This is a genomic window from Mastigocoleus testarum BC008 (assembly GCF_001456025.1).
In the GTDB taxonomy this organism is placed as follows: domain Bacteria; phylum Cyanobacteriota; class Cyanobacteriia; order Cyanobacteriales; family Nostocaceae; genus Mastigocoleus; species Mastigocoleus testarum.
In genome coordinates, this window is sequence record NZ_LMTZ01000096.1 from 132,275 (window position 1) to 155,217 (window position 22,943).

The 22,943-nt window shown below is 36.2% G+C and carries 19 protein-coding genes; 7 read left to right on the plus strand and 12 right to left on the minus strand.

Going from position 1 to position 22,943, the window contains the following annotated elements; translation table 11 throughout:
* Positions 1-50 precede the first annotated feature (50 nt).
* The 3 genes from BC008_RS20690 to BC008_RS20700 all read right to left on the minus strand — a co-directional run bounded on the left by BC008_RS20690 (position 51) and on the right by BC008_RS20700 (position 4,383).
* A complete protein-coding gene (locus BC008_RS20690) occupies positions 51-1,091 on the minus strand; it encodes a glycosyltransferase family 47 protein (RefSeq protein WP_027840288.1) in 1,041 nt (346 codons plus the stop codon).
* 858 nt (positions 1,092-1,949) lie between these two features.
* Positions 1,950-2,477, minus strand: coding sequence for a hypothetical protein (locus BC008_RS20695; protein WP_058183802.1), 528 nt, complete (start codon positions 2,475-2,477; stop codon positions 1,950-1,952).
* Positions 2,478-2,652: 175 nt separating this feature from the next.
* Positions 2,653-4,383: a DUF3352 domain-containing protein gene (locus BC008_RS20700; protein WP_027840289.1), complete on the minus strand. Its 1,731-nt coding sequence runs from the start codon at positions 4,381-4,383 to the stop codon at positions 2,653-2,655.
* Positions 4,384-5,011: 628 nt separating this feature from the next.
* Here BC008_RS20700 and BC008_RS20705 point away from each other — a divergent pair.
* From BC008_RS20705 to BC008_RS20715, 3 genes are all read left to right on the plus strand, one after another.
* Complete coding sequence (locus BC008_RS20705) at positions 5,012-5,371, plus strand: rhodanese-like domain-containing protein (RefSeq protein WP_027840290.1); 360 nt, start codon at positions 5,012-5,014, stop codon at positions 5,369-5,371.
* A gap of 479 nt (positions 5,372-5,850) precedes the next feature.
* The gene (gene hrcA / locus BC008_RS20710) at positions 5,851-6,930 is read left to right on the plus strand and encodes a heat-inducible transcriptional repressor HrcA (RefSeq protein ID WP_027840291.1); all 1,080 of its coding nucleotides are present in this window, start codon (positions 5,851-5,853) and stop codon (positions 6,928-6,930) included.
* A 160-nt stretch (positions 6,931-7,090) separates the two neighbouring features.
* On the plus strand, positions 7,091-7,780 hold the full coding sequence (locus tag BC008_RS20715) for a DUF2834 domain-containing protein (protein ID WP_027840292.1): 690 nt from the start codon (positions 7,091-7,093) through the stop codon (positions 7,778-7,780).
* A 54-nt stretch (positions 7,781-7,834) separates the two neighbouring features.
* On the opposite strand, the gene BC008_RS20720 is transcribed toward BC008_RS20715, so the two are convergent.
* Positions 7,835-8,266: a ferritin-like domain-containing protein gene (locus BC008_RS20720; RefSeq protein ID WP_027840293.1), complete on the minus strand. Its 432-nt coding sequence runs from the start codon at positions 8,264-8,266 to the stop codon at positions 7,835-7,837.
* A gap of 713 nt (positions 8,267-8,979) precedes the next feature.
* Entirely contained in the window at positions 8,980-9,927 is a 948-nt protein-coding gene (locus tag BC008_RS20725; protein ID WP_027840294.1) for an FTR1 family iron permease, read from the minus strand.
* Positions 9,928-10,203: 276 nt separating this feature from the next.
* Between BC008_RS20725 and BC008_RS20730 the strand changes: the two genes are divergently transcribed.
* The gene (locus BC008_RS20730) at positions 10,204-11,046 is read left to right on the plus strand and encodes a DUF2268 domain-containing putative Zn-dependent protease (RefSeq protein WP_161938139.1); all 843 of its coding nucleotides are present in this window, start codon (positions 10,204-10,206) and stop codon (positions 11,044-11,046) included.
* 161 nt (positions 11,047-11,207) lie between these two features.
* Here BC008_RS20730 and BC008_RS20735 read toward each other — a convergent pair whose 3' ends face one another.
* The 4 genes from BC008_RS20735 to BC008_RS20750 form a co-directional block, all read right to left on the minus strand.
* Positions 11,208-11,642 carry a ferritin-like domain-containing protein gene (locus BC008_RS20735; protein WP_027840296.1) on the minus strand — a complete coding sequence of 145 codons (435 nt, stop codon included), beginning with the start codon at positions 11,640-11,642 and terminating at the stop codon, positions 11,208-11,210.
* A gap of 202 nt (positions 11,643-11,844) precedes the next feature.
* Positions 11,845-12,642, minus strand: a complete 798-nt coding sequence (locus tag BC008_RS20740; RefSeq protein ID WP_027840297.1) for a hypothetical protein — start codon at positions 12,640-12,642, stop codon at positions 11,845-11,847.
* A 201-nt stretch (positions 12,643-12,843) separates the two neighbouring features.
* Positions 12,844-13,869 carry a multicopper oxidase domain-containing protein gene (locus BC008_RS20745; RefSeq protein ID WP_027840298.1) on the minus strand — a complete coding sequence of 342 codons (1,026 nt, stop codon included), beginning with the start codon at positions 13,867-13,869 and terminating at the stop codon, positions 12,844-12,846.
* A 648-nt stretch (positions 13,870-14,517) separates the two neighbouring features.
* Positions 14,518-15,324 (minus strand): TIGR01548 family HAD-type hydrolase, encoded by an 807-nt coding sequence (locus BC008_RS20750; protein ID WP_027840299.1) that lies wholly within the window; start codon positions 15,322-15,324, stop codon positions 14,518-14,520.
* Positions 15,325-15,547: 223 nt separating this feature from the next.
* Here BC008_RS20750 and BC008_RS20755 point away from each other — a divergent pair, with 223 nt between their 5' ends.
* Positions 15,548-15,853, plus strand: coding sequence for a 30S ribosomal protein PSRP-3 (locus BC008_RS20755; RefSeq protein WP_268768240.1), 306 nt, complete (start codon positions 15,548-15,550; stop codon positions 15,851-15,853).
* A 742-nt stretch (positions 15,854-16,595) separates the two neighbouring features.
* Positions 16,596-17,447 carry an SPFH domain-containing protein gene (locus BC008_RS20760; protein ID WP_027840301.1) on the plus strand — a complete coding sequence of 284 codons (852 nt, stop codon included), beginning with the start codon at positions 16,596-16,598 and terminating at the stop codon, positions 17,445-17,447.
* Between the two features lie 16 nt (positions 17,448-17,463).
* Here BC008_RS20760 and folP read toward each other — a convergent pair whose 3' ends face one another.
* Positions 17,464-18,330 carry a dihydropteroate synthase gene (gene folP, locus BC008_RS20765; protein ID WP_027840302.1) on the minus strand — a complete coding sequence of 289 codons (867 nt, stop codon included), beginning with the start codon at positions 18,328-18,330 and terminating at the stop codon, positions 17,464-17,466.
* Positions 18,331-18,665: 335 nt separating this feature from the next.
* On the minus strand, positions 18,666-19,391 hold the full coding sequence (tpiA, locus tag BC008_RS20770) for a triose-phosphate isomerase (protein WP_058183803.1): 726 nt from the start codon (positions 19,389-19,391) through the stop codon (positions 18,666-18,668).
* Positions 19,392-19,632: 241 nt separating this feature from the next.
* On the opposite strand from tpiA, the gene BC008_RS20775 reads away from it, so the two are divergent.
* Positions 19,633-21,120 carry a GTP-binding protein gene (locus tag BC008_RS20775; RefSeq protein ID WP_027842816.1) on the plus strand — a complete coding sequence of 496 codons (1,488 nt, stop codon included), beginning with the start codon at positions 19,633-19,635 and terminating at the stop codon, positions 21,118-21,120.
* Positions 21,121-21,222: 102 nt separating this feature from the next.
* Here BC008_RS20775 and BC008_RS20780 read toward each other — a convergent pair whose 3' ends face one another.
* On the minus strand, positions 21,223-22,875 hold the full coding sequence (locus BC008_RS20780; protein ID WP_027842817.1) for a mechanosensitive ion channel: 1,653 nt from the start codon (positions 22,873-22,875) through the stop codon (positions 21,223-21,225).
* Positions 22,876-22,943 lie beyond the last annotated feature (68 nt).

Here is a 22,943-nt window from a genome sequence, read left to right on the forward strand (position 1 = left end):
GAAACTTGTGGGGAGAAAATTATTCTCCCACTAATATTTCACTTATTTTTTTACTTCAGATTGTGAAACATCTGCGAAGAAACAGCAGAGGGACTACATCGATTTTGCCACCAATTTAAAGCTTTATGATGCAGTTCCTCCAAGCGTTGTGTATCTCCTAGCAACGATTCTAAAAGCTGAGGTAGTTTGTTCCAATCATTCAGATAAATAGCTGGAGAATCTTTATAAAACCAATAATTAGGTACAGGCTCAGATACTAAGATACATCCATAACGCAGGGCTTCGAAGTAACGAAAGGTTTCCAATGAAGTTCCCCGAGGGGATAAACAAATTTTTGTATTCATCAACCTTTCAGAATAATCTCCAAATTCCGAAGTTTTTTCCGCATGGGGAAAACTGGATGTCAATCGCACGTCAACATTATATCGATCAGCACCCTGCCATTTTGAGACGCATGAAACCATTGATTGTCTAGATACAATTTTTGGACTTTTAAAGAACCCAAACATTTTGAGCAATCCTTGTTTCGGCGAATTTTTCAGACTACCGATAAAGGACACATCACAAGTTCTTTCCAGAATGGGAACGGTTGGTAAGTCAGACTGTCGAAAATAACCAAGAGGAAACGGAAAAACATTTTTACTTTTGACTCCCCATGTTTTCAGACCCTTAAATACAACTCTGATATATTGCAATAAAATTAGGGAGTTAAGATAAAGATTAGATTGATGAAACTCAAGGGTTGGAGTTGAGCCGTAACATTTAAATACTGCTAGTACATCGGATGCATAACTTGGTGTTCTACACCATTCATCTCCCAACAAAAAAACAATCAGATTTTGCAATTTATCTGAGGGAAATTGTGGTAGCTCATCCACTCTTCTGGTCAGCAAGAAATGATAATCTTTATGAGAAATATCTAACGCCACAAAGTCTTGGATGATTTTGTAGAAATACAATAAATTAAAGTCTAAAGTGTACGGACAGGCTTCTATAACCTCCGAGAGAGGAGCAACCTCACCGTTGGGTAAATGCACTTCACAAGTCCCTATTTTCGCAATATTACCTTGGGTGTTTAAATCGAGTGTCATAACTAATAGTGAATTCTTATTGACTTTTGACGATAATTACCCAGAACAGCCACCTAAAATTTAGGAAATAATAAATGATTAATATAAGTCAATATCTACAGTACTTTAAGGCATAAATATTATTACTTCACTTTATTTTTTTTATTTAGCATGCTGATAAATTGATACAGTAAATCAGTAGCCGGTTTTTGTTAACAACGATTGAGTTTGTTGAGATTAAGACTTTGATGTCGTGAAAAATTAAAACTATAATTATGATTTTAATTTTAATTATTGATTTACATCTAATTTACATCCAAGATGAATTAGGAAAAGAGTAGAAAAGGTAAAAAAATTAAATTTATAAATTTATCAGCTTTTAACTCTTTAAGCTTTTCCGTGGATAGAATTAACTTCCCAAAGCTCTTAACAAGAATTTTTGTACTTGTAGTCTATTGTTAACAAAATAAAACTACTAGATGTTATGCAAGCAAATAGCTAACAGTGATTCCCGAATTGATATAGAATTTAGCCAATTCAAGCGAAGATTGTCTCCAACGGATGTAATTGGATAAAAAGTGCAACCTAGTTAGATCGTTTAACTTGAGATTATAAATCAGAAGTACTTTATTTATTGACACTAAGCTAATTCTTGTCTTTAGAACTCAAAAGACAAAAAAATAAGATACATTTATTTTTCTTCCGGTAATGCAGCGCCTGATTGGTGTGTATCAAAAAAAATGCATTACTTTAGTCGCAAGTTAATAATGCTATCTACTTATTGGTTAATTTTGTTTACATTAACCATAAAATATGGTAACACACAAAAACAATCATGAATTAGGTGCTTCAATAAGTAGTTACAGTTGTTTTTATTTTTTATTTTTTGGTCTCTAATTCTTGTTCGATAGAAATGCTGTATTCACGGCGCATCCCGGACTTAAATGTCCCAACCCAGAGCTTGTATTCTCCTGATTTGAGGTTAGAGACCTCAACACTAGCATCTTTGCTATCCCCGGTATCATCACCACAAAAAACTTCTTTCTTACCCGGTCCTTGAAGCAGCAAGGTGGTGTCATAACCGCCACTATCAACTTGAAGTGACAACCGGGAAAAATCTTTTTCTAGAACTAAAATATGGTCTGGCTTTGTATCAGCAAAACCAATACATAAGTTTCGCTCGCGATCGCGGTTACTAATAGCTGATAGGGAGTAAGAACCACCTGTGTGTCCTGTTACTTTCATTTTCCCAACGGACTTGAAATCAGGTGATAAAGTTAATTTACCAAAGTGGGAAGTATCTGCAGACACTGGGTTAAAAGTCCATATTGCAGAAAATACACTGAGGAATAAAAAATAATTTAAAGCCTTGTATTGCTGTAAACGAAGGCGTAAACTCCTAATCATAAACCTCCGCTGCATAAATTAATTAATGTAGTTTTTTATATTCTAATATTTTAGCTAAAAAAGTAATAAGAATTTAACAAGATGTGTCACATTAAATTTTGCACATCTTGTTGGACTTTAGCTCTGAGAAACTGTAAACCCCAATTAAGCTGAGACTTTAGTTGGTTGGTACCGCTTACGAGGCGTCCATTTGGAGTATCACTTTGCTTTGAAGAGTGTCTGAGTTTTCACCGTAACTACTGATAGTCAGTGAGTGTAATTTCTGGAAAAATGGTTTGCCAACAATTTCAGCTAAACGTAGTATTGGTAACTGATACTCTAAAATTTCTCGACTTTTGCTCCAATCAATATAGAGATAACCTTGGTTTGATTCAGGAATTTGGGCAATACTATCTTTAAAACTTTTGTTATTGATTAAAGAGCTTTCCTTCCCTGCTAATGCTTGATTGATCGTTTCAACAGATGAGGCAAAAATTTCATAATTATCTACTGTTGTGTGCACTCCACGAACTTTTGTCTCAATTGCAAAGTTTTGTGCTTTTGCACCTGCGGAGGATAATTCAGTATTTGCTGTTAGCTGCGTCCAAGCATAAATTTTTTGTTCTCCGAGAAGAAAGGGATTGATGCTCAAATTATTAGTGCGAGCAATTTCATCCAAGCGAGCAATTCCTTCAGAAGTAGATGGTGATTTTTCTGCGACAAAAATCCAGTCCGGCTCGATTTTTTCTTGCGAAGGTAACAAACAGTAAGCAAATTCACCTGTTACCCAACTAAATATATCCTTCGATAAATTCAATCCCCAATTGTTGGTCAGATTTTCCAGAGGTTGAACTAATCTAGAAATTCTATTTTCTGGCGATGGGGAAAAAGCAACCCGTGTTTGTTGCCAAAATTGAGCAACATTGGTGTTACTTAAATTACTTAAATCAGTACCAGAAATGGCTAAACCCGCGCCTTTAGGAATATATTTTAATGCTGCAACTGGTTGAGATAATGGAGATAAAGTTGCCGAAGTCTCTTTATTTGCAAGCAAACTAGTCTCTGCAATTAATTGTTGAGAATTAAAATTTAAAGAAATAATTTGACTATCATAGACAAGATTTTTTAGCTCCAAATCCTGCCAATTTGCAATTTGAGAAAGATTCAAAAAAGCTATAGCAGCTTTTTCATCAGATAATTTATTTAAAGCTTGATGATATTTTTTAGAACTCACCAGATTAACATTAGGAGCCTGAACATTATTAATTGCTTGACGCAAAATTTTTGGTGTATTGGAAAATAATACAAAGCGATCGCCAACTAGCGCTGCAGCCAAATTACTTTTTATTTCAGATTGAGAGTTTGTTTGTTTGGATTGATTTGGATCTCCGGTAGGATAAAATGAATCTGTCTGCAATTGATCGTAAATTAGCTTTACACCTTGATATCGCTTTACCTTCAGGGTCGTACCTGCTAAAACCCGTTTAGAAAATAATATTTCTACAAATTCACGACTTTTTTCCGGCTCTTTAGTGGTTAAGACCATTAGATAACCCGGTTGTTTACCATTTTCGACTTCCCGATCCAGATCCGCAGTCATCACAGCAAGGGTAATTTCATCCCCTAACCAAGGTTCAACATCCTTTTTGAAATTTATATCAGTATTAGTAAATAAATTTTCTTCGATTATTGAGAATTCTCGATTACGCTTTACAGATTGTAAACCCTCCTTACTTAGTAATATTGACAACATAACTGGAGCTTGCTTGGAGACAAAAATTGCTGATATTGGTTGTTCTAGGTTATTTTTTTCTATCTTTGGACTAGAAGAATTTGCACTCTCCAAGTAATTGCAACCACCACTAAAAATCAATAGCAGTACCATAATGCTGGCTGCAATAAACTTAAATAACGAGCATTTAATCATAATTGCGACTCATAATTATTTGTATAGGAATTCAATTATTCTGTTATGGGGATAATGCTAAACAAATAGCACTTGATGACAATGGCTTTGGAATAAATAATAACAACTAAAAAAATAACGACTAAAAAATGGTGAAAGGAACAATAATTTCGGTGTACTCCGAACGCTTACAAAATAAGATATTCAAATATCTAAATTCAAATATCTCAAAAATATCTAAATATTTCCCCGTGGATAAGTTAACATTTCCGAATACCAATTCAAATACTAAAAAATCAGCCAACATAAAACCGCTTCCCAATCAAAGAAAAGCGGCTTCTAGGTTAAATCAAAATTCTCAGGTATAACTTCTAAAAATTAATTTACACCATAACACTTTAAGTATATAAGTAGACTAATAATTTAATGAGTGAAAATTAGTATTTGTTTACTTTTGCTATCCTACTTCAAGCAAATTTTATCAAAAACCACATACCAAATTAGCTTTATCTTCAGAGGGTATAGTCAAATATACGTATTTAAAATTAACGAATTGTTCAATTTTAGTTAACTTATTCATGCATCTACCCATGCTAAAGCGAAGTTTTTCTGTCAATATGATAATTACTAAGATTGTTTACAAAACCTCATGTCTGGGAATTATTTTGTTCAACCTGCTGGTCAAATTAGTGTAGAAGAACTGGCACAACGTCTTAAGAAAGATACTCCTCACCTCCAACTCTTAGACGTCCGCGAGCCTCAAGAAGTCGAAATTGCTAGCATAGAGGGCTTTGTTAACCTCCCGTTAAGCAAACACGATAAGTGGGCACAACAAATCCATGAACATTTAGATCCCCACGTGGAAACACTAGTTCTGTGTCATCATGGAATCCGTTCTGCTCATATGTGTCAATGGTTAATATCTCAAGGATTTACAGAGGTAAAAAATATAGTTGGCGGGATCGATGCATATTCTCAAAATATAGATCGTTCCGTACCACAATATTGAAGTAACAATAATTTCTATTAATCTTGTTTTTGACGATTCACTGCCTGCTATCGACTTTAAAAATCCCAGCAGCGAGCATTATTTGCTATTTTTGAATCAATACTGAATAACTCTAGAGTAATGACTGCAATTTTTGCTACTCTTGAGAATAGAATGTATTTACAAATCACTTTCAGTTACTAAACATACAACCATAAAGCAAAAAACATGAAAAAATACGTAGGTAAGTCGTTAATGAGTTTAACCAAACTAGAGTTTTGGCGTAAATAATCAATGTGCCATTTTTGGCACGTTAGCATGAGAAAGCAAGATTTTTGGTTGGAGTTCTCTAAAAACTAAATGTTCGCGGTCTTACGTATTTAACTAAGTATTTATCAACCAAGACTTTTTCAATTTTCAAAAATTATTTCTTAATTCTCATCTTGTAATTTTTTTTTAAGATATCCAAATAAAAATTTGCTTTTGGTAAAATACACCCTATGGAAGTCCGGCTCAACGATAGACAACAACATATACTTTGGGCAACCATCCGTCACTATATTGCCACGGCAGAACCTGTAGGCTCCAAGACATTAGTTGAAGAGTTTGACTTAGGTGTCAGTTCAGCCACTATTCGCAATGTGATGGTGGTGCTAGAAAAATCTGGCTTGCTTTATCAACCGCATACATCTGCCGGACGTATTCCTTCAGACTCTGGCTATCGTATTTATGTTGACCAATTGATGACTCCTTCTGAAAGCTCTGCAAAACAAATGGAGTTAGCTTTACAAAGAGGTTTGAGATGTGAAGATAGGAATTTAGAAATATTATTAGATGGTGCAGCTCAGATTCTAGCGACTCTGAGTGGATGCATAAGTTTAATTACCATGCCGAAGAATAATACCGCAATGTTGCGACATTTGCAACTGGTACAAATGGAAGCAGGACAAGTACTTTTGATTGTGGTTACTAATAGTTTAGAAACCCATTCTAAATTGATGGACTTACCGGCTTCAAAGGAAGGAAATCAACCAGATGTAGAAGCAACAGATCGTGAGTTACAGATAGTTTCTAACTTTTTGAATGCTCATTTGCGGGGGAAAAGTTTATCAGAAATTGCTAACCTTAAATGGAGTGAATTGGACCGAGAATTCCAGCTTTATGGTGAATCTTTGAAAAAATCATTGATGCAGTTGGAACATCATACTTCTCACTCTGCTGCAACTCAAATAATGATAAAAGGAATGGCTTCTGTTTTACGCCAACCAGAGTTTGCTGAAATTAACCAAGTACAAACCATTGTCCAATTATTAGAAGAAGAACAAGACCAACTTTCACGTTTAATATTTGACGAACCGGATGTAGAGGAAATAGAGAATAAACCAAGGGTTACAGTTCGTATTGGTTCAGAAAATCCTCTTGAACCTATTCGTACCTGCACTTTGATTTCTTCAAATTATCGTCGCGGTTCAATACCACTCGGTAGTGTAGGAATTTTAGGTCCTACACGCATGGATTATGAAGGTGCTGTCGCAGTTGTTGCTGCTGCTGCTGATTATCTTTCCGAAGCTTTGAGCTAAATAAATTATTTCAAAAAATACAAGATTAATAATTTATCCCAAAAATATGTTTAGAGACGTAGAAATCTACGTCTCTAAATTTTTACAGTTTTCTCTAGATAATATTGATCATAAGGTTAGTAGACTGGGAACATATATTACAAATTTCTCTGCTGATTATATGCCCAGAAAAGTTGCATTTTGGTTAGTTTGGATTGGATTTATTGTTTATGCTTTTTTTCTCGCCCCTCCGGACAGCCCTGATACATTCAAATTAATCGAGAATCTCTCAACCGGACATTGGCAAGGAATTAATCCTTTAATTGTTGCCTTATTCAACGTTATGGGCATTTTACCCATGATATACGGTTGTTTTATGTTCATCGATGGTATTAACCAAAAAATACCGGCTTGGCTATTCGTAAGTGCTTCATTTGCAGTGGGTGCTTTTGCTTTATTACCTTATTTAGCTTTGCGTTCTCCACTTAGTGGTATTTCTCAAGCCCCAAATCAAAAAATTTCCTACCAGAACAATACTTTGGTTAAAATTTGTGATTCTCACATTACTGGTGTTGTTTTAACCCTTGTCACAGTAAGTTTGATAACTTACGCTTTTAGCGCAGGAGAATGGAGTGACTTTTTCCAACAATGGAAAAGTAGCCGCTTTATCCATGTGATGAGCTTAGATTTTTGTGTGCTGTCCTTATCAATTGGTGCACTTTTAGGAGATGATATGGCACGCAGAGGAATTAAAAAATCCTGGATATTTTGGCTGACAACATTAGTACCATTATTTGGTCCCCTAATTTATCTTTGCTGGCGTCCACCACTGCGAATAAATCATACAAAAGCAGTAGAAATTACCTTGTAAGTAAAAACAAACTAATAACCCAAAATCAAAAACCCAAAATCTTAATACTCAATATCAAGAATATTCGCGGAGCATTTGTTCGAGTTCTTCACTATGCTCTGCTTCTTCTGTAACCATATTACGAGCAAACTCTTCGAGGTAAATATTGGAGTCCTTAACAGCATCAAGCAAATTTTGATACAAAGATATAGCTTGTCGCTCAAACTCATGACTTGCTTGCAAAATATCTTTTATGTTCATGCTTTCTGCTTGAGCGACAGGTGCAATTTGTGGTTGATTATAACCATTAATTCTTACTAAAACATCTCCTACTTTTTGGGAATGTTCTAATGACTCTTTTGCTTGCTCCTTGAGAAAATCTACGATATCTGACTTCTCATTATCTACAAGTGCAGCAAAATTAGTGTATCTAATGGCTCCTGATAGCTCAAATTCGAAGATAGTTTGTAAGAGATTAATTGCATTATTTGATTCGAATTCTTTCATTTTTGGTGATTCCCTAATTTTCAATAGAATATCCATTTTCACACACGATAAATTTGGCTTCTTCACCTATGTAGAAGCCAGATTCAAACTATCTGCAATAAACTATGAAAGTACTACAAGCATTATCTTTGGCAAACTAATCACACAGAATTCGTTGTTCATCTTTCACAGAATAACAAACTGTTTTAATTTTTGGTATCTACTTTTGGACATCCTTTACGATTATAGTTTGCAAAGTCGATTTTTAGAGCAACGTTCTTACTAGATAATTTTATTAAAATTATCCGAAGGTAAAGTAATGTTTAATATTACATTTCTTCTTGTGTTTAAGAATGCATTAAGAATAGTTTAAATCCAAATATTGTTTTGTCTTTTAGATAACATCATATGCTGTAATATAACTGCGATTCACAACATAGGTAATAATCTTATTTTTAGTATTTAAGACAAGCCTAATATTTTCTATAAATTTACGTCTTTTTAAGAAGTGTTTTCAAGTGTGTAGCTATTACTATATTTTTCTATTTAATTTAATATTAAGTATTAAAAATTATTTGTTTATTTATTGGTTTGTGTAATCTGTTTATTTTCAAAGCTGGGCTGTTTTTGAGAATTAATATTAACAGTAATAGTAATAATATCAACATATAAATTACTAACAGTCAACAAAAAATTTATTTTTGCCACAGCTTGTACTTAAGATAAGAATCGATTTATTTCTGAGCGCTGGCTTGTTTTTGAGAATTAATCCTCACAGCGTTAGTAATGCTACGAAAATATAAACTACCAACAGTTAATAAGAATGTTAAGTATCCTACAGCTTGGACAACATAGAGATTTTGTCTATAACCAAACAAAGCTTTGAGAATCACGCCAGGAAATTGATTGTCGGGCAAAATATCACTGGTGTTCCATACCATAGGACCTAAAATACAAGAATGAATTGGGGCGGATTCTTGGTAGTAAAAACAAAGACTCTGGGATGCATTATTAGCCAATGCAATAGTAGCGATCGCCGCATCAAATTTTCTTAGGGCTGAAATAACTAAGCCAGCAACAATTAATACTAAGAAAACCCCCATAAATTGGAAAAACTGTCGAATATTTATCTTGATACCCCATTTAAATAAAAGTGCTCCGACAATTACAGCACCTACAAGACCTGCGAACGCACCAATAGTTGCAACTACTCCTTGCTGGAAATTAGCAGCAATAAATAGTACCGTTTCAACACCTTCTCGTATGACTGCGATCGCAATTAAACTGAAAATTCCCCAGCCAGCATAAGCATTTTGTTCGAGGGCAGTATTAACAGCTCCTTCTACTTGAGCTTTCATTTTTTTCGCTTGCTGGCTCATCCAAATAAGCATCCAGCTGAGCATAATAATCGCCAACAGGCAAAATACTCCTTCCATTAATGGTTTGACAACTGATGCATATTGGGGATTTATTTGTTCTGCAGCTTGAATAATTCCAGCAAATAGGAAACCAATTAGAACGCTAACGATAATTCCAAAGCCCACACCGGAGTATACCCAGGTATTGAGATGTGATTTTTTGGCTTTGTTGAGTAACGCTAGCACAATTCCCACGACCAGAGCGGCTTCGACGCCTTCCCTGAGGGTAATTACAAAGGTAGGTAAGGCAGCACTAAAATCCATGGCTATTTTAATAATTATTAATACTCTTCAACTTTATTTTAGAAAATATTTTGCCTCAAACAGGATTACCATTATTAGGGTTTGTTTTGCTGTACTTACGCCTCATTACATTGTCCGTCCTGATTTGTGCGTAGCCCTATATCAGCAGCGAAGGTTATGCAAAAAGTCGAATTAGTGCCGTTGGAGATAATTGGGAGGTATTGAAAAATCAAGATAAATCAAGCCAAATACAAATAATAATTTACTCAAATTTCTTTTATGGCAAAGATAAAAGTTATGATGAAGCAAAAAAAGCACTTTCAACTCAATTGTTATTTTTATTCTTGTCTGTCTTTAATCAAAGATAATAAACAAATCAGCTTAGAAGGAATTGTTCAGAGTATTCCTGAACTTTGGAATAGATTTGCTGGATATGAGAGTAAAGAGAAGCTAATATATTTACTTTCTCGCTATGCAGGAAAAGCAGATTTAGATACTCTTGCAATTTCTGCTAAGAAGGAGCAAGAAATATTGGAAAGGGCAGAAAAAGTTATCAGCGCGTGTACTCAAACCCTGGATTTTCAGGATACTTTCCAAATCTTTTTCTTTCCTACCTCCTCAAATTCCACACTGGATTATATGAAAGGTATATCTGGTTTTGCGAGTTTCAAAAATACCTTTCTGATTTTTGTCCATCCTCAGTCAGATTTATCATTGCTGGAAGCAACAATTGCCCACGAGTATAATCACGCTATCATTTTAAACAAGATAAGGTGGTTAACTCTCGGCGAAGGAATTGTGGCTGAAGGTTTAGCTGAAAACTTCAGAGAAGATGTAATAGGAGGAGATGATACTCCCTGGATTAAAAGTTTAAATAAAAATCAATCTGGGTACTGGTTCAAAAAAATAGAACCATATCTGAAAGAGCAAAATCGGCAGCGATACAGAGATATATTCACCAACTCTAAAAGTGAATATCCTCACTGGGGAGGTTACGCGATAGGTTACTGGTTAGTTAAACAATACTTAGAACTAAATCCTCATATAACTTGGGAACAAGTCATGGATAAAAGTATGGAGGAAATTATTGAGAAGTCTATGTTTGGCTTAAATTTGGATATAAAAATGCCCGTATCTTAGAAATAAAAAATACGGGATTTAACTCAAACAATATTAAATGAGATAGCTTAGCATGAGAATTATCTATTGCTTGCTATGTCTCACATAATTATGCTTAAAACAAAATATTTTACAAGAATTTGCTCTGTTTACAGTCTCAAAATGACTTAGGATAGATGTTATCAACCAAAATCACGTAGCATTTTCTTAAGTTCGAGATTGTGTAACTCTTCTTGCCCAATCATAGTTCGAGCAAATTCTTCTAAATATATGCTTGCATCTTCAACTGTATCTAATAACTTTTTGTACATTGTCAAAGCGTTCTTTTCATGAGCTAAACTTTCTGAAAGAATATCTTTGACTGAATGCTTAGAAGTTTCTTCCATTGAGGCAATTTTGAGGCTGGGATGACCTTCTAAGCCTGTAATTAACTCTCCTACCTGTTGTGCATGAAGCAAAGATTCATTTGCCTGGGCTTTAAAAAAATCTACTATAGGAATCCGATTGGGACCGGTTACCATTAAGGAATAATGAGTATAGCGAACTACTCCCGCCAATTCAAATTCCATAATGGCGTTTAGTAGTTCAATAGTTTGTTTTTGGTCTAATTCTCGCATCAGCTTTTAATTACCCTTTGAAGTGAAAACTGAAGAGTTTGATCTCGGAAACCAGACTTTGGCGGCTATAAACCACACAGTATCTTGACACCTTAACTCCAAGCTTATTCAACGCTTATTTTGCTAATTTTAAACCCTTCTTAAACTATTCGCTTTCAAGGGTAACTAAAATAATTTTTATTGTCGATGCTAGGTATTATTTTTAACTACTGATTGTACTTTGAACATTTTGTTCAATGTTTTTAACCAGTTTGTTAACTTCATCAGGTGATTTAACTGGCTTCTCTGGAGCAATAGCAGCAGGCCAAGCTTTAATAAGATCTGTCATTGCTGTTTTAATTTCTTTATTCGCTTGGGGATTATTTTTAGTCATTTGTTCGGCGATACCATCGTACAATTCCTGGGCATAGAGAACAAAACCTCGAGAATCTTGATACTCAATATCTTCAACGATTTTGTCCTTGGCGATCGCTGCTCCATATTCCGAATTTGCTGTATCAAGCAAACCATTTATTGTCTGTAAAATAAATGCTGGATTTTTGCGTTTGTCTTCTGGTACTACCGCGATCGCATCGTCTATTGCTTTCATAGAAGAAGCAAAATTAGTTGCAATCTCAGGGTCGCTAGGTTTTAATTTGACTAAATTGTGTAAATCATCAAGCCCAGTCTTAAATTCTTTTACTTGGCGTTTCTCTAGCTCCTCTTCTACATCGGCATATATCTCTTCAACTGGATGTCCGATATGAGGTTCGGCTTGTTTTGGTTTATTGAGATCCAGTAGTTCTTTCCCAACTATCATATGACCTTTCATCAGAGCCAATTTGGTCATATAGTCAACATCTCGTGCTTCCTCATTTTTTGCTTTTTCCACAACTTGAGTCTCAGAAGTAACGTTCGGTGTTGGTGAATTATTAGCTGCTTCATTACCAAAATTACAAGAACTCAAACCAACTACAGCAAAAGCCACAATAGTCAAAAAAACATAACGGATTTTAATCATTTTTCCCTCAAATATAATTTTTGATGGTCATACTTTAAAGTATTAAAACTAGTGCTAGCCCTGGTTTGACAAACTGTCATATTTTAAGCATGCATATTATCAATCTAATGAGATTTGTTATCAAATATGATGAATTCTGTATTTAATAATTTGTATTTATACAAAGATAGAATTTATTAGTAATTGGTTAGCAATTAATAGCTAAATTGTTTTCGAACTTAGATTGGATTGATTTTGGGGTAAAACTTCAAATTCACCTATGCAACCATGTTCGGCAATGAAATCTTGATGGGGGTGGAACATATATTTGCCGGTGTACTTGTAGCTAAATTCCAATATATGTCTCTGTGCAGTTCCCATAGTAATAACATCAGTTTCATGGGTAGGCTTCAAAGTCATTCCTGTGGGGTAAACCTGAAAAAAATTAGCGTGGAGGTGAAAGGTTGCTGCAACATCAAATTCAATCATGTTCAAAACATATAACCGCACCAACTGATTTTGATAAATCCGAATCGGATTCCTTGAGTAATATTCTGGATAGCCATTGAAAGCGTATAATTCATTGCGATCGTCATCATTGATGTCGTAGCCACCCATAACCAATACCATCTCATCGGCTGGAGGTCGCGGTTGGGGGGGGTCAATGATAAACATTCCATACAAACCTTTACTGATATGGCGAGTTACCGGTTCGATATGACAGTGATAAAGCTGAACGCCATAAGGTTCAGCATCAAATTCATAAATTGTACTTTTGCCGTTAGTTACTGGACGAACGCCATCCACATTTGCCGGATGAATACCATGAAAATGCATCGAATGGGAATGTCCGCCTTTATTTTCAAAAATAATTCGGATGCGGTCGCCTTGTTTTGCTCTCAGGGTTGGGCCTGGTATACGATTATTGAAAGTCCATGCATTAAAACTAACAACGTTATTGAGTTCAATTAGAGAATTTGTTGCAGTAACTTTAAATTCTCGAATTGTTCGACCATTTTCTTGTTTGAGAGTTCCATAATCAAAATCCCGCAGTAAATGCATGGGATTAAAGAGATTGTTAGCTGTACTTGCATCAATTGGCGGTACTCTTACTGGTAAGCGAGCATGAGAATTTACAAATTGCCATAATCCCGCGCTCATAATTACGGCAGAACCCATAAGTCCCATCTTTAAAAGGTTACGACGCGTCCAGAGTTTATCTTGACCCAGGACAAAATTTTTGGACATGGCATTGGCATAATCTCTTGTTAGCTTATTTTGTTAGTTGGTATTATTAATAAATTCTTCTAACAAATAGAAACTATAAGAAACATTATTATTGTATTTGATAATACTTGTCAATTGTTATTGAGATAAAATATTAATAAACAAGTGAAATACATCAATTAAGCATTTGGCAATATAACTCACATTTGCCTTCAAATAAAAAATAAAAAAGTAAATAGGATTTTCTGTTCGTTTCAAGCAGCATTAACTGTAAAGTTTTTTAGCTAACTTGAGGAGTCAGGAGCCAAAGTTGTGTGCAGTCCCACACCACTCAGACGCGCCTATGACTAACGTCACAAACACGGAACCACCGGCGGCGAATGCTAACAGAACAAACCCCATATTTATGGGCAAGTAGAATAATCTAAAGACTTTAAAAGTGTATAGGTTTTGAAGGAATAAAAACTTATTACTTACACTTTATTAGTTTTAAATAAAAGTTCAATAGTTGATTTATTAGGGTTTTAGACTTATTCCGCGAACCCTAAATATTTTGCTCGTATTTTGTTGTACTTGAAATAAAAAGGACATAAATAAAGCCGTCCTAAAGGGAGAGGGCTTTAGACCCGTTATCTTTAGTAAAATTAAGATATTTTTCAAGTATTATTTTCAGACTTTACTTTCAAGTAGAGATTGAATTTTTTCCGGTGATAATTCTTGGATGTTACTTAAAACTGTTGACGCTCCCGCATCAATCAATGTTTGAATGTAAGCTTCCCTTGTCCCTACATTTTCTTGAGTATGAGGTGGAAGAACGCCAACAGCAATCCAAGTCTGTTGGGGAAATAAAGATTTTGCTTTGTTTACAGTATGCATGTCAGCTACCGTATCCCCTGCATAAAATATTGGGCTTGCAAGCTCATTTGCTTTCAAACCTAAGGATTCTATCGTCTTAAAAAGTCCAGTGGGATCTGGTTTTCCAGGTGCATCCTCCATTGCAACTAATGTCGGCGATCGCAAACCTAGACGTTGTTCTAATACATAACTAGCAGAAGCCCGTGTCGCACCACTAAAAAATCCCCATGAGATCCCAGAATCTGTCAAATTGTCCCAATACTTAAGCTCCACTAGCAAAGGCTCATGGCAGATATAACCGCTCCAGTTATCGGGGTCTGCTCCTCGGTAGCGTGACTGAAAAAAAGCAACAATATTATCGTAATTAAGTTTCAATTCATTCCTTGAATGACCTTTAGATTCAAAGAAACGATAAATGAATTCTTGGGATGCTTCCCAGTCATTATTCCACAAACCTTCAGACTTTAATCGATCAATGTCGTGTGGTGTTGGGCGATAGCTTCCATCAGTAAAATTTTCTACCGTATCAGCCAGTGCGCGTCTGTAGGAGCCCCCCACATCGCGAATCACACCGTCAATATCAAACACTGCGACAGCAAGAGGTGAATTTTTGTTTGTCATATCTGATAATAATTTGAAAGCATTGAATAAAACTAATTGTGCAATTTATCTCATAGAATTTGCAATTATCGACAAAAATTCGTTTTTATAGACGTTTTTATTCAGCAAGTTTTGATTCTATATCTACGGTAAGTTATTTTTGTGCAATAATTTTTGTGCAAGATAGTGTTTGTCACGTTAAAATAGTCAATCGCTGTTAATGTAGCCCGGATACTCCCCGGAGGTGTGCTTGTCCAAGTTTATTTTGAAAATACTTTGGTTAGATGAGAATGTCGCTTTAGCGGTAGATCAAGTTGTTGGTAAAGGTACTAGTCCTTTGACCAAATACTATTTTTGGCCCAGAAGCGATGCTTGGGAAGAGTTAAAACAAGAATTAGAGTCAAAACACTGGATTACTGAACTCGATCGCGTCGAGTTACTCAACCAAGCAACAGCAGTAATTAATTACTGGCAAGAAGAAGGTAGAAGACGTCCAATGAATGAGGCACAGGCTAAATTTCCGGAAGTCGCCTTTACCGGTAGCAACTAAGTTTGTCCTGTTAAATCTTTTTGCTCTTTTACCCTTCCAGAGCTTAATTCTGTTTTTTAACACATTTTTTATTTTTCAGCCGTCTGCGTATAACTTTAAATGTTATGCTACAGACGGTTTTGAATTTTCTGAACTTGAAATTGTCTGAGCCTGAAACTCTCTGAAATTGAACTTATCTAAACTTAAAACAATCCAAACTTAAAACTTTCTTAGTTTTAGAATTACCTTTATCAATCTCCAAAGACGACAATTAATATCCAGAACCAAGAATTAATTTTATTCATTAATTTTATAATTGGCTATATTTTAGGTTTTGTTTATCAACTATAGATAACACCAAACTATCGACAAGTAAGAATAAAAATCATGTCTGGCAAGCCCCATTAGTGTTTTTTTTCTAAAAGTGTTGTATTTTTTTAGTGTATTTTTTTATAAAAATTGAAAATATTAGGGTATTAATCAATAACACGCTGGTTTAGTAATGGAGTTTAAAATTAATTCTTGTTTTCTGTTTCTTAATTTCTTTTTATAAATATATTTCCATAATCATATTTCTTCCATAATCATATTTCCAGCATCCGATTGCACTCAATTTTTAGATTGACTAATAATTCCTTGCCTGCTCTGTCTAGCGTGTGATAATAACAATACACGATACAGCATTAAAACATTTAGACTTAAATTGGGGCAATAATAACCTTGTCCCGATAGAAAATCCCCTCAAAACTTCATAGGAGAACAGATGAATACAATCATCGTAATGGTCTTAATTCTCATGGGCTATGCCTTGAGTTCAACCAAAATGATTAATGAAGGGAACGAGGCTTTAGTAGAACGCTTTGGAAAATATCGTCGAAAACTAAAGCCAGGAATAAACTTCATTTTTCCTCTACTTGACCAAATTGTCATGGAGGACACCGTCAGAGAGCAGGTTTTAGATATTAAACCCCAAAATGTGATTACTAGAGACAACGTCTATTTAGAAGTAGATGGAGTTGTTTTCTGGAAGATCATAGATATGGAAAAAAGCTTCTACAAAATCGATGATATTCAAACAGCTCTGACAAACTTAGTAACAGTGGAGTTCCGGGCGAGCATTGCTGAGCGTACTTTGGAAGAAACAATCGCTTCCCGCAATCAGATGAACCAAGCGTTATTAGAAGTACTTAATCATACATCTAGGGACTGGGGAGTAGAGATTATTAGGGTAGATATTCAGGATATTAAACCTCCACAGAGCGTACAAGAATCAATGGCAGAGCAAAATGCTGCTGAGATGAAAAAACGAGCTGTGATTGCTGAAGCTGAAGGGGAACGTCAAGCGGCTATTAAAAAAGCAGAAGCTACTAGAACCTCTATGCAAATTATTGCTGAAGCTTTACGTACCAACCCAGATACCAAAGATATTCTTCGCTACCTTGTTGCTCAAGATTACGTAGATGCGAGTCAAAAACTCAGTGAAAGTAAAAATGCCAAGATTGTCTTTATGGATCCCATAAAATCAGGTGAAGTCTACAATCAAATTATTACTGAGGAAGTAGTAGAAGAAAGTCTCCATAAAGAACCACCTGAAAATGGTAATGGTGCTGCTTAATTAGCCGGAAAACAACTTATATTCGCGTTCTCATCAGTGCGTCAGCGACTAAAGATACCTCACGCATCTTTTGAACATCATGAACTCGTAAAATGTCGGCACCTTGAAAAATTGCCGCACAACAAGCCGCAGCTGTTCCCCAGACTCGTGCTTTCGGGTCTGGTTGATTTAAAATTTTGCCAATGAAGCTTTTACGAGATGCTCCGATTAAAATTGGGCAATTAAGTTTTTCAAATAAAGGCAGTTTATGGAAAATTTCTATATTTTGGTGGTAATTTTTAGCAAACCCAATTCCGGGATCGATGATAATTTTTGATGGCTCAATACCAATTGTAGTTGCTAATGTTATTTGTTTATCTAAAAAATTATAGATTTCTTGTAGTAAATTTTGGTAATTTGTCAGTTGTTGCATGGTGGTAGGTTTACCACGAATATGCATCAACACAATTGGAACTTCGGCTTGAGCAACTAAAGGTAACATTTCTGGATCGAAGGTACCGCCAGAAATATCGTTGATTATATCCGCTCCAGCCTCAATTGCTGCTTTAGCGACTGCGGCTCTGGTGGTATCAACTGAAATTGGTAAATTTATTTCTTTACGTAAAGCTTCTAAGGTACTCACTACCCGATCAAGTTCCTCAGAAAGGGAAATTTGTTCCGCTCCCGGTCTAGTTGATTGACCCCCAATATCGATAATGTCAGCTCCTCCTGCTGCTAGAGTATGGGCTTGGGCTAGAGCTGTAATGGGTTGATTGAATTCACCTCCGTCACTAAAACTATCGGGCGTAACATTTAGTACGCCCATGATGTAAGTTTGCTTACCCCAGACAAAGCAGCGATCGCGAACGACTAGTTTTTTTAGATTTTGCTTTTGGTATGGCATTTATTCAGAAGTCAGGAGTCAGAAATTAGAAGTCAGAAGTTAGGAGTCAAAAATTAGGAGTCAGAAGTCAGAAGTTAGGAGTCAGAAGTCAGAAGTCAGAAGTTAGAACTCAAAAGTTAGAACTCAAAAGTTAGGAGTTAGGATTCAGTATCGAGACCTGTTCGCAAATCTGCAGAGGGTTAATTAACAGAAAAGAAGACAAGGAAGAAACTTTCAGTTTCTCCACCTTCTGTATCTTCTTTCTTCCTTCTATAATTTCTTCACCTCAAAAGGAGGTTAAAATCCAAAGCTTATAGTTTTTTGTATTGCTTAGGAGTTTAAATTTTACTCATCAGTTATTCATAATTCACGATCCGAGCAAAGCTTTTTGGGTCTAGAGAAGCACCACCCACTAAAGCCCCATCAATTTCTGGTTGAGCCATGATATCATCAACGTTGCCCGGCTTGACGGAACCGCCGTACTGAATTGGTGTCTTAGGATTATTTAGTTGACTGCGAATTAAACCAATAACTCGGTTAGCTTCAGTTGCTTCACAAGTATCGCCAGTACCGATTGCCCAAATGGGCTCGTAAGCGATCACTAAATTTTCTTGGTCAACACCTACTAAGTCTTTTTCTAATTGGGAAACAATTAGTGCCTCTGTTTCTCCCAAATCTCGTTGTTGTTTAGTTTCACCAACGCATAAAATTGGAGTTAAGCCATATTTTTGGGCAGCTTTGAGACGCAGGTTAACGGTGGCGTCAGTTTCTCCGAAGTGTTGTCGTCGCTCGCTATGACCAACAATAACGTAGCGCACTCCAGTTTCTTTTAGCATTGGTCCGGAAATTTCACCCGTATATGCACCCTCTTCTTCCCAATGGATGTTTTGCGCCCCTAAATTGACGCGAGAGCCATGTAAATTCTTTGATAAGACACTTAAATCAGTAAAAGGTACACATAGTACTACTTCTCTATCTTGGGCGGTTTCCTCCAAGCAGGGTAGAAATCCTTGTAAAAATTCCTTGGACTCTACCTGGGTTTTGAACATTTTCCAGTTGCCAGCAATAACAATTTTTCGCACAGGTGATTTAGTCAAGACTCATTAGCTACACAATGCATTTTTAGTTTATGACTTTTTTGAGTCATTAGTCATTGATTACGAGTAATTAGTAACTGTTAATTGCTAATTGATAGTCAGTAATGAATTTAGAGAGATGGGGAAAACGGCAATGAGAAATGATAAAAATCACTACGATGGAAAGAGGAGCCAATCTAAAATCTAAATCTGAATATATTCATCTAAAATATAAAGTAAAATTGGTATGACTTCGAGATTACCTTCACCCGAACCACAGGACAGCAATTCTTCCCATGGCAGTAAAAACATGCCAAGTTGGGACAAAGAATTAGAAAGTGCTATTTTTAACTTCGAAGAAATTCAATCCGAACTTAATTACAAACAAGCCAAGAAAGCCTTACAAAGTTTAGTCACAAACCTAGATCTAACTTCCCAGGAAAAACAGGGGTTAGAAAATGAAATTTCTGAATTAGGAACTATGCTCGATAAGCTGGAAAGCATGGTAGTACAAATTGCAGCTTTTGGTATGGTTGGAAGGGGTAAGTCTTCCCTTCTCAATGCTTTGGTGGGTGAGGAAGTATTTGAAACAGGTCCATTGCATGGTGTCACTCAGACTGCACAACGAGTTAATTGGTCATTAACGGAAGAAACTATTGGCAGCAATGAAAGGGCTTTGCGAGCGACTTTTCCTGCGAATGATAAATATGGAGCGCAGGTGGAATTAATTGATACTCCGGGATTGGATGAAGTTGATGGAGAAACCCGTACTGCTTTAGCTGAAAAAATAGCTAAACAAGCTGATTTAATTCTATTTGTTGTTTCTGGTGACATAACAAAATTAGAATACATTGCTCTTGCTCAACTGAGAGAAGCAGGTAAACCAATTTTGCTAGTTTTGAACAAAGTAGATCAGTATCCCAAAACCGACCGTTTGGCTATTTACCAGAAAATTCGTAATGAAAGGGTCAGAGAATTATTATCACCAGATGATATTGTTATGGCATCTGCTTCACCACTTATAAAAACTATCACTCGCGATCCAGATGGTACTAAGGGTATAAGATTGACTCGGGGTAAAGCAAAAATTAGTGAATTAAAACTGAAAATATTAGAAATTCTTCAACGTGAAGGTAAGGCTTTAGTAGCTCTCAACACAATGGTTTATGCAGATAATATCAACGAGCAATTACTGGAGCGTAAACTAAGCATCAGGGACGAATGTGCTGAAGAACTGATTTGGAAAGCCACAATGACTAAGGCTATTGCCATAGCACTGAATCCTCTGACAGTTATTGATATTCTTAGTGGTGCTGTAATTGATATTTTTATGATTCTTGGATTGTCTAAACTTTATGGCATTCCTATGACTGAAACTGGAGCAGTGAAATTATTACAAAAAATTGCCCTCAGCATGGGTGGTATCAGTGCCAGTGAGTTGCTTGCCAATTTAGGATTAAGTTCTTTAAAAACTTTACTTGGTATATCTGCACCTGCTACAGGAGGTATTTCTTTGGGTCCCTACGTATCAGTAGCGTTAACACAAGCAGGAGTAGCTGGCGTTTCTTCCTATGGTTTGGGACAGGTGACCAAAGCTTACTTAGCTAATGGAGCCACCTGGGGACCCGATGGACCGAAAGCCGTAATCAATAAAATCTTAGGAACCTTAGATGAACATTCAATTCTCAACCAGATTAAAGAGGAGTTACAACTAAAGTTTGTTGCAAGAAGCTAAAAATAAAAAATGGGAGCGAACAACCCCACCGGATAGGTGATGGGGCTTATGTAATAATAGGCGACTGTCGCAAACTAATTAGTTAATAACAATCCCTCTTCATTATTTACTCTTAAATGAGTTAAGCCATTCTTGAACTTGCTGAGCGGCGATGTCGCGACCTCCTAGACCAAAGGCTAGAGCCAAAGCTACTGCAAGTGCGCCAAGTAGTAAACCAAAGGCTAGTTGAACAATGTTGGGAGCAACACCAATTTGTTGCAATGCCATTGCCGATACCAGAGCAATAATAGCAATTCTTGCTACCTGCCCTAAAATTCTGGCTTGAGCATTTCCGGAACTGGTGATAATACTAAAGGCTAGGTTCGCTAGGAATAGACCAACTGCAAATACAACTAAACCAGACAAAATCTGGCCGAAAATCACCAAAATTCCTTGTACTAGGGCTGTAAGTGCTGGAATTTGCAGAATATTGAGTGCAGCTACCGTCGCAAACAGCATAATACCTACTTGGACGATAACACCTACAATTTCTGAAGGTGTACGAGTTGTGACTGCAGGAGCAGTTTCAACCTCTGAGACAACTTCAGTTCTTCTAGTGGGTGTTGGTAGACCTAAAATGCTAAATATATTGTTGAAACCCAAACTTGTGAGAATACTGGTCACCAATTCGGAAATAAACCGACCCAAGAAGTAGGAAATTAGTAAAATTGCCGTAGCTGTGAAGATTAATGGTAGAGCATTGAGGACTTGTTGCAACATTGTGATCGCCGGAACGGAAATCGCTTGGATTTGTAAAGTACTCAGTGCAGAAATTGCTACGGGGATCAAAATTAGGACATAGACAATCGTACCGATAATACTTGATAAAGATTGTCTTCCAGAAGCTGAACTTAAGCCAAAACGACTTCCCAGATTATCTGCGCCTGTGGTTGCAAGCAAGTTAGTAACAATTCGTCGCACTATATTTGCAGCAAACCAGCCCACAGTCGCAATAATTACTGCTCCCAAAATATTTGGTAGCAAAGCCAGAATCTCGGTGATTAGAGTCTGTACTGGTAGTAGTGCTTGTTGTAACCCTAGGGTATCTAATACTGGAGTGAGAAATAATAAGAAAATCAACCAGTACAAAGAGCTACCAATTGTCTCGCTCAAAGATAATTGATTTAAGCTAGGTGCAGATTCAGAATCCTGTGGTTGTGCGTTTAACTTCTCATCCAATCTGAATGCATTTAGTGCTCTCACTGCAAGCATTTTGACTAGAGTCGCTACTACCCAGGCTACCCCCAAAAGGATACCAGCCCCAATTAACTTAGGTAAAAAATCACCAATTTGAATTAGAAAAGCATTTAGTGGTTGAGAAGCAACCTTTAGTTGGAGCTTATCTAAAACGGCTACTACCGTTATGAGCAAGATAATCCAGAAAACTAAACCAGATACAAAGCTTTCTACTTCAGGTACATCATCGCGACCAGTTAAACCAGCAGCAATTCGGTTGTCTAAATTAGTTCGCTTGAGAATTCCCTGAACTATTGCTTTAGCTAGGATTGCAATTAGCCAACCAATCACTAAGATTGCAACAGCTCCAAGCAAACTTGGTACTATTTCAATAATTTGCCCAAAAGATTTGTTAACGGCATCCTGAATTCCATCTGCCTGAGAAACAGGAGAAATAGGCATTTGTGCTAAATATCTCTCTGTCTTGGTAGGCAAACCCATTGCCATCACTTGCGTTATATTTTGCCAAATTGTAATCATCTTTTTCCATTAATAAACTTAAGTGTTATGGCAAAACGATACATGAGATGCTGACGGAGTAGATTGCT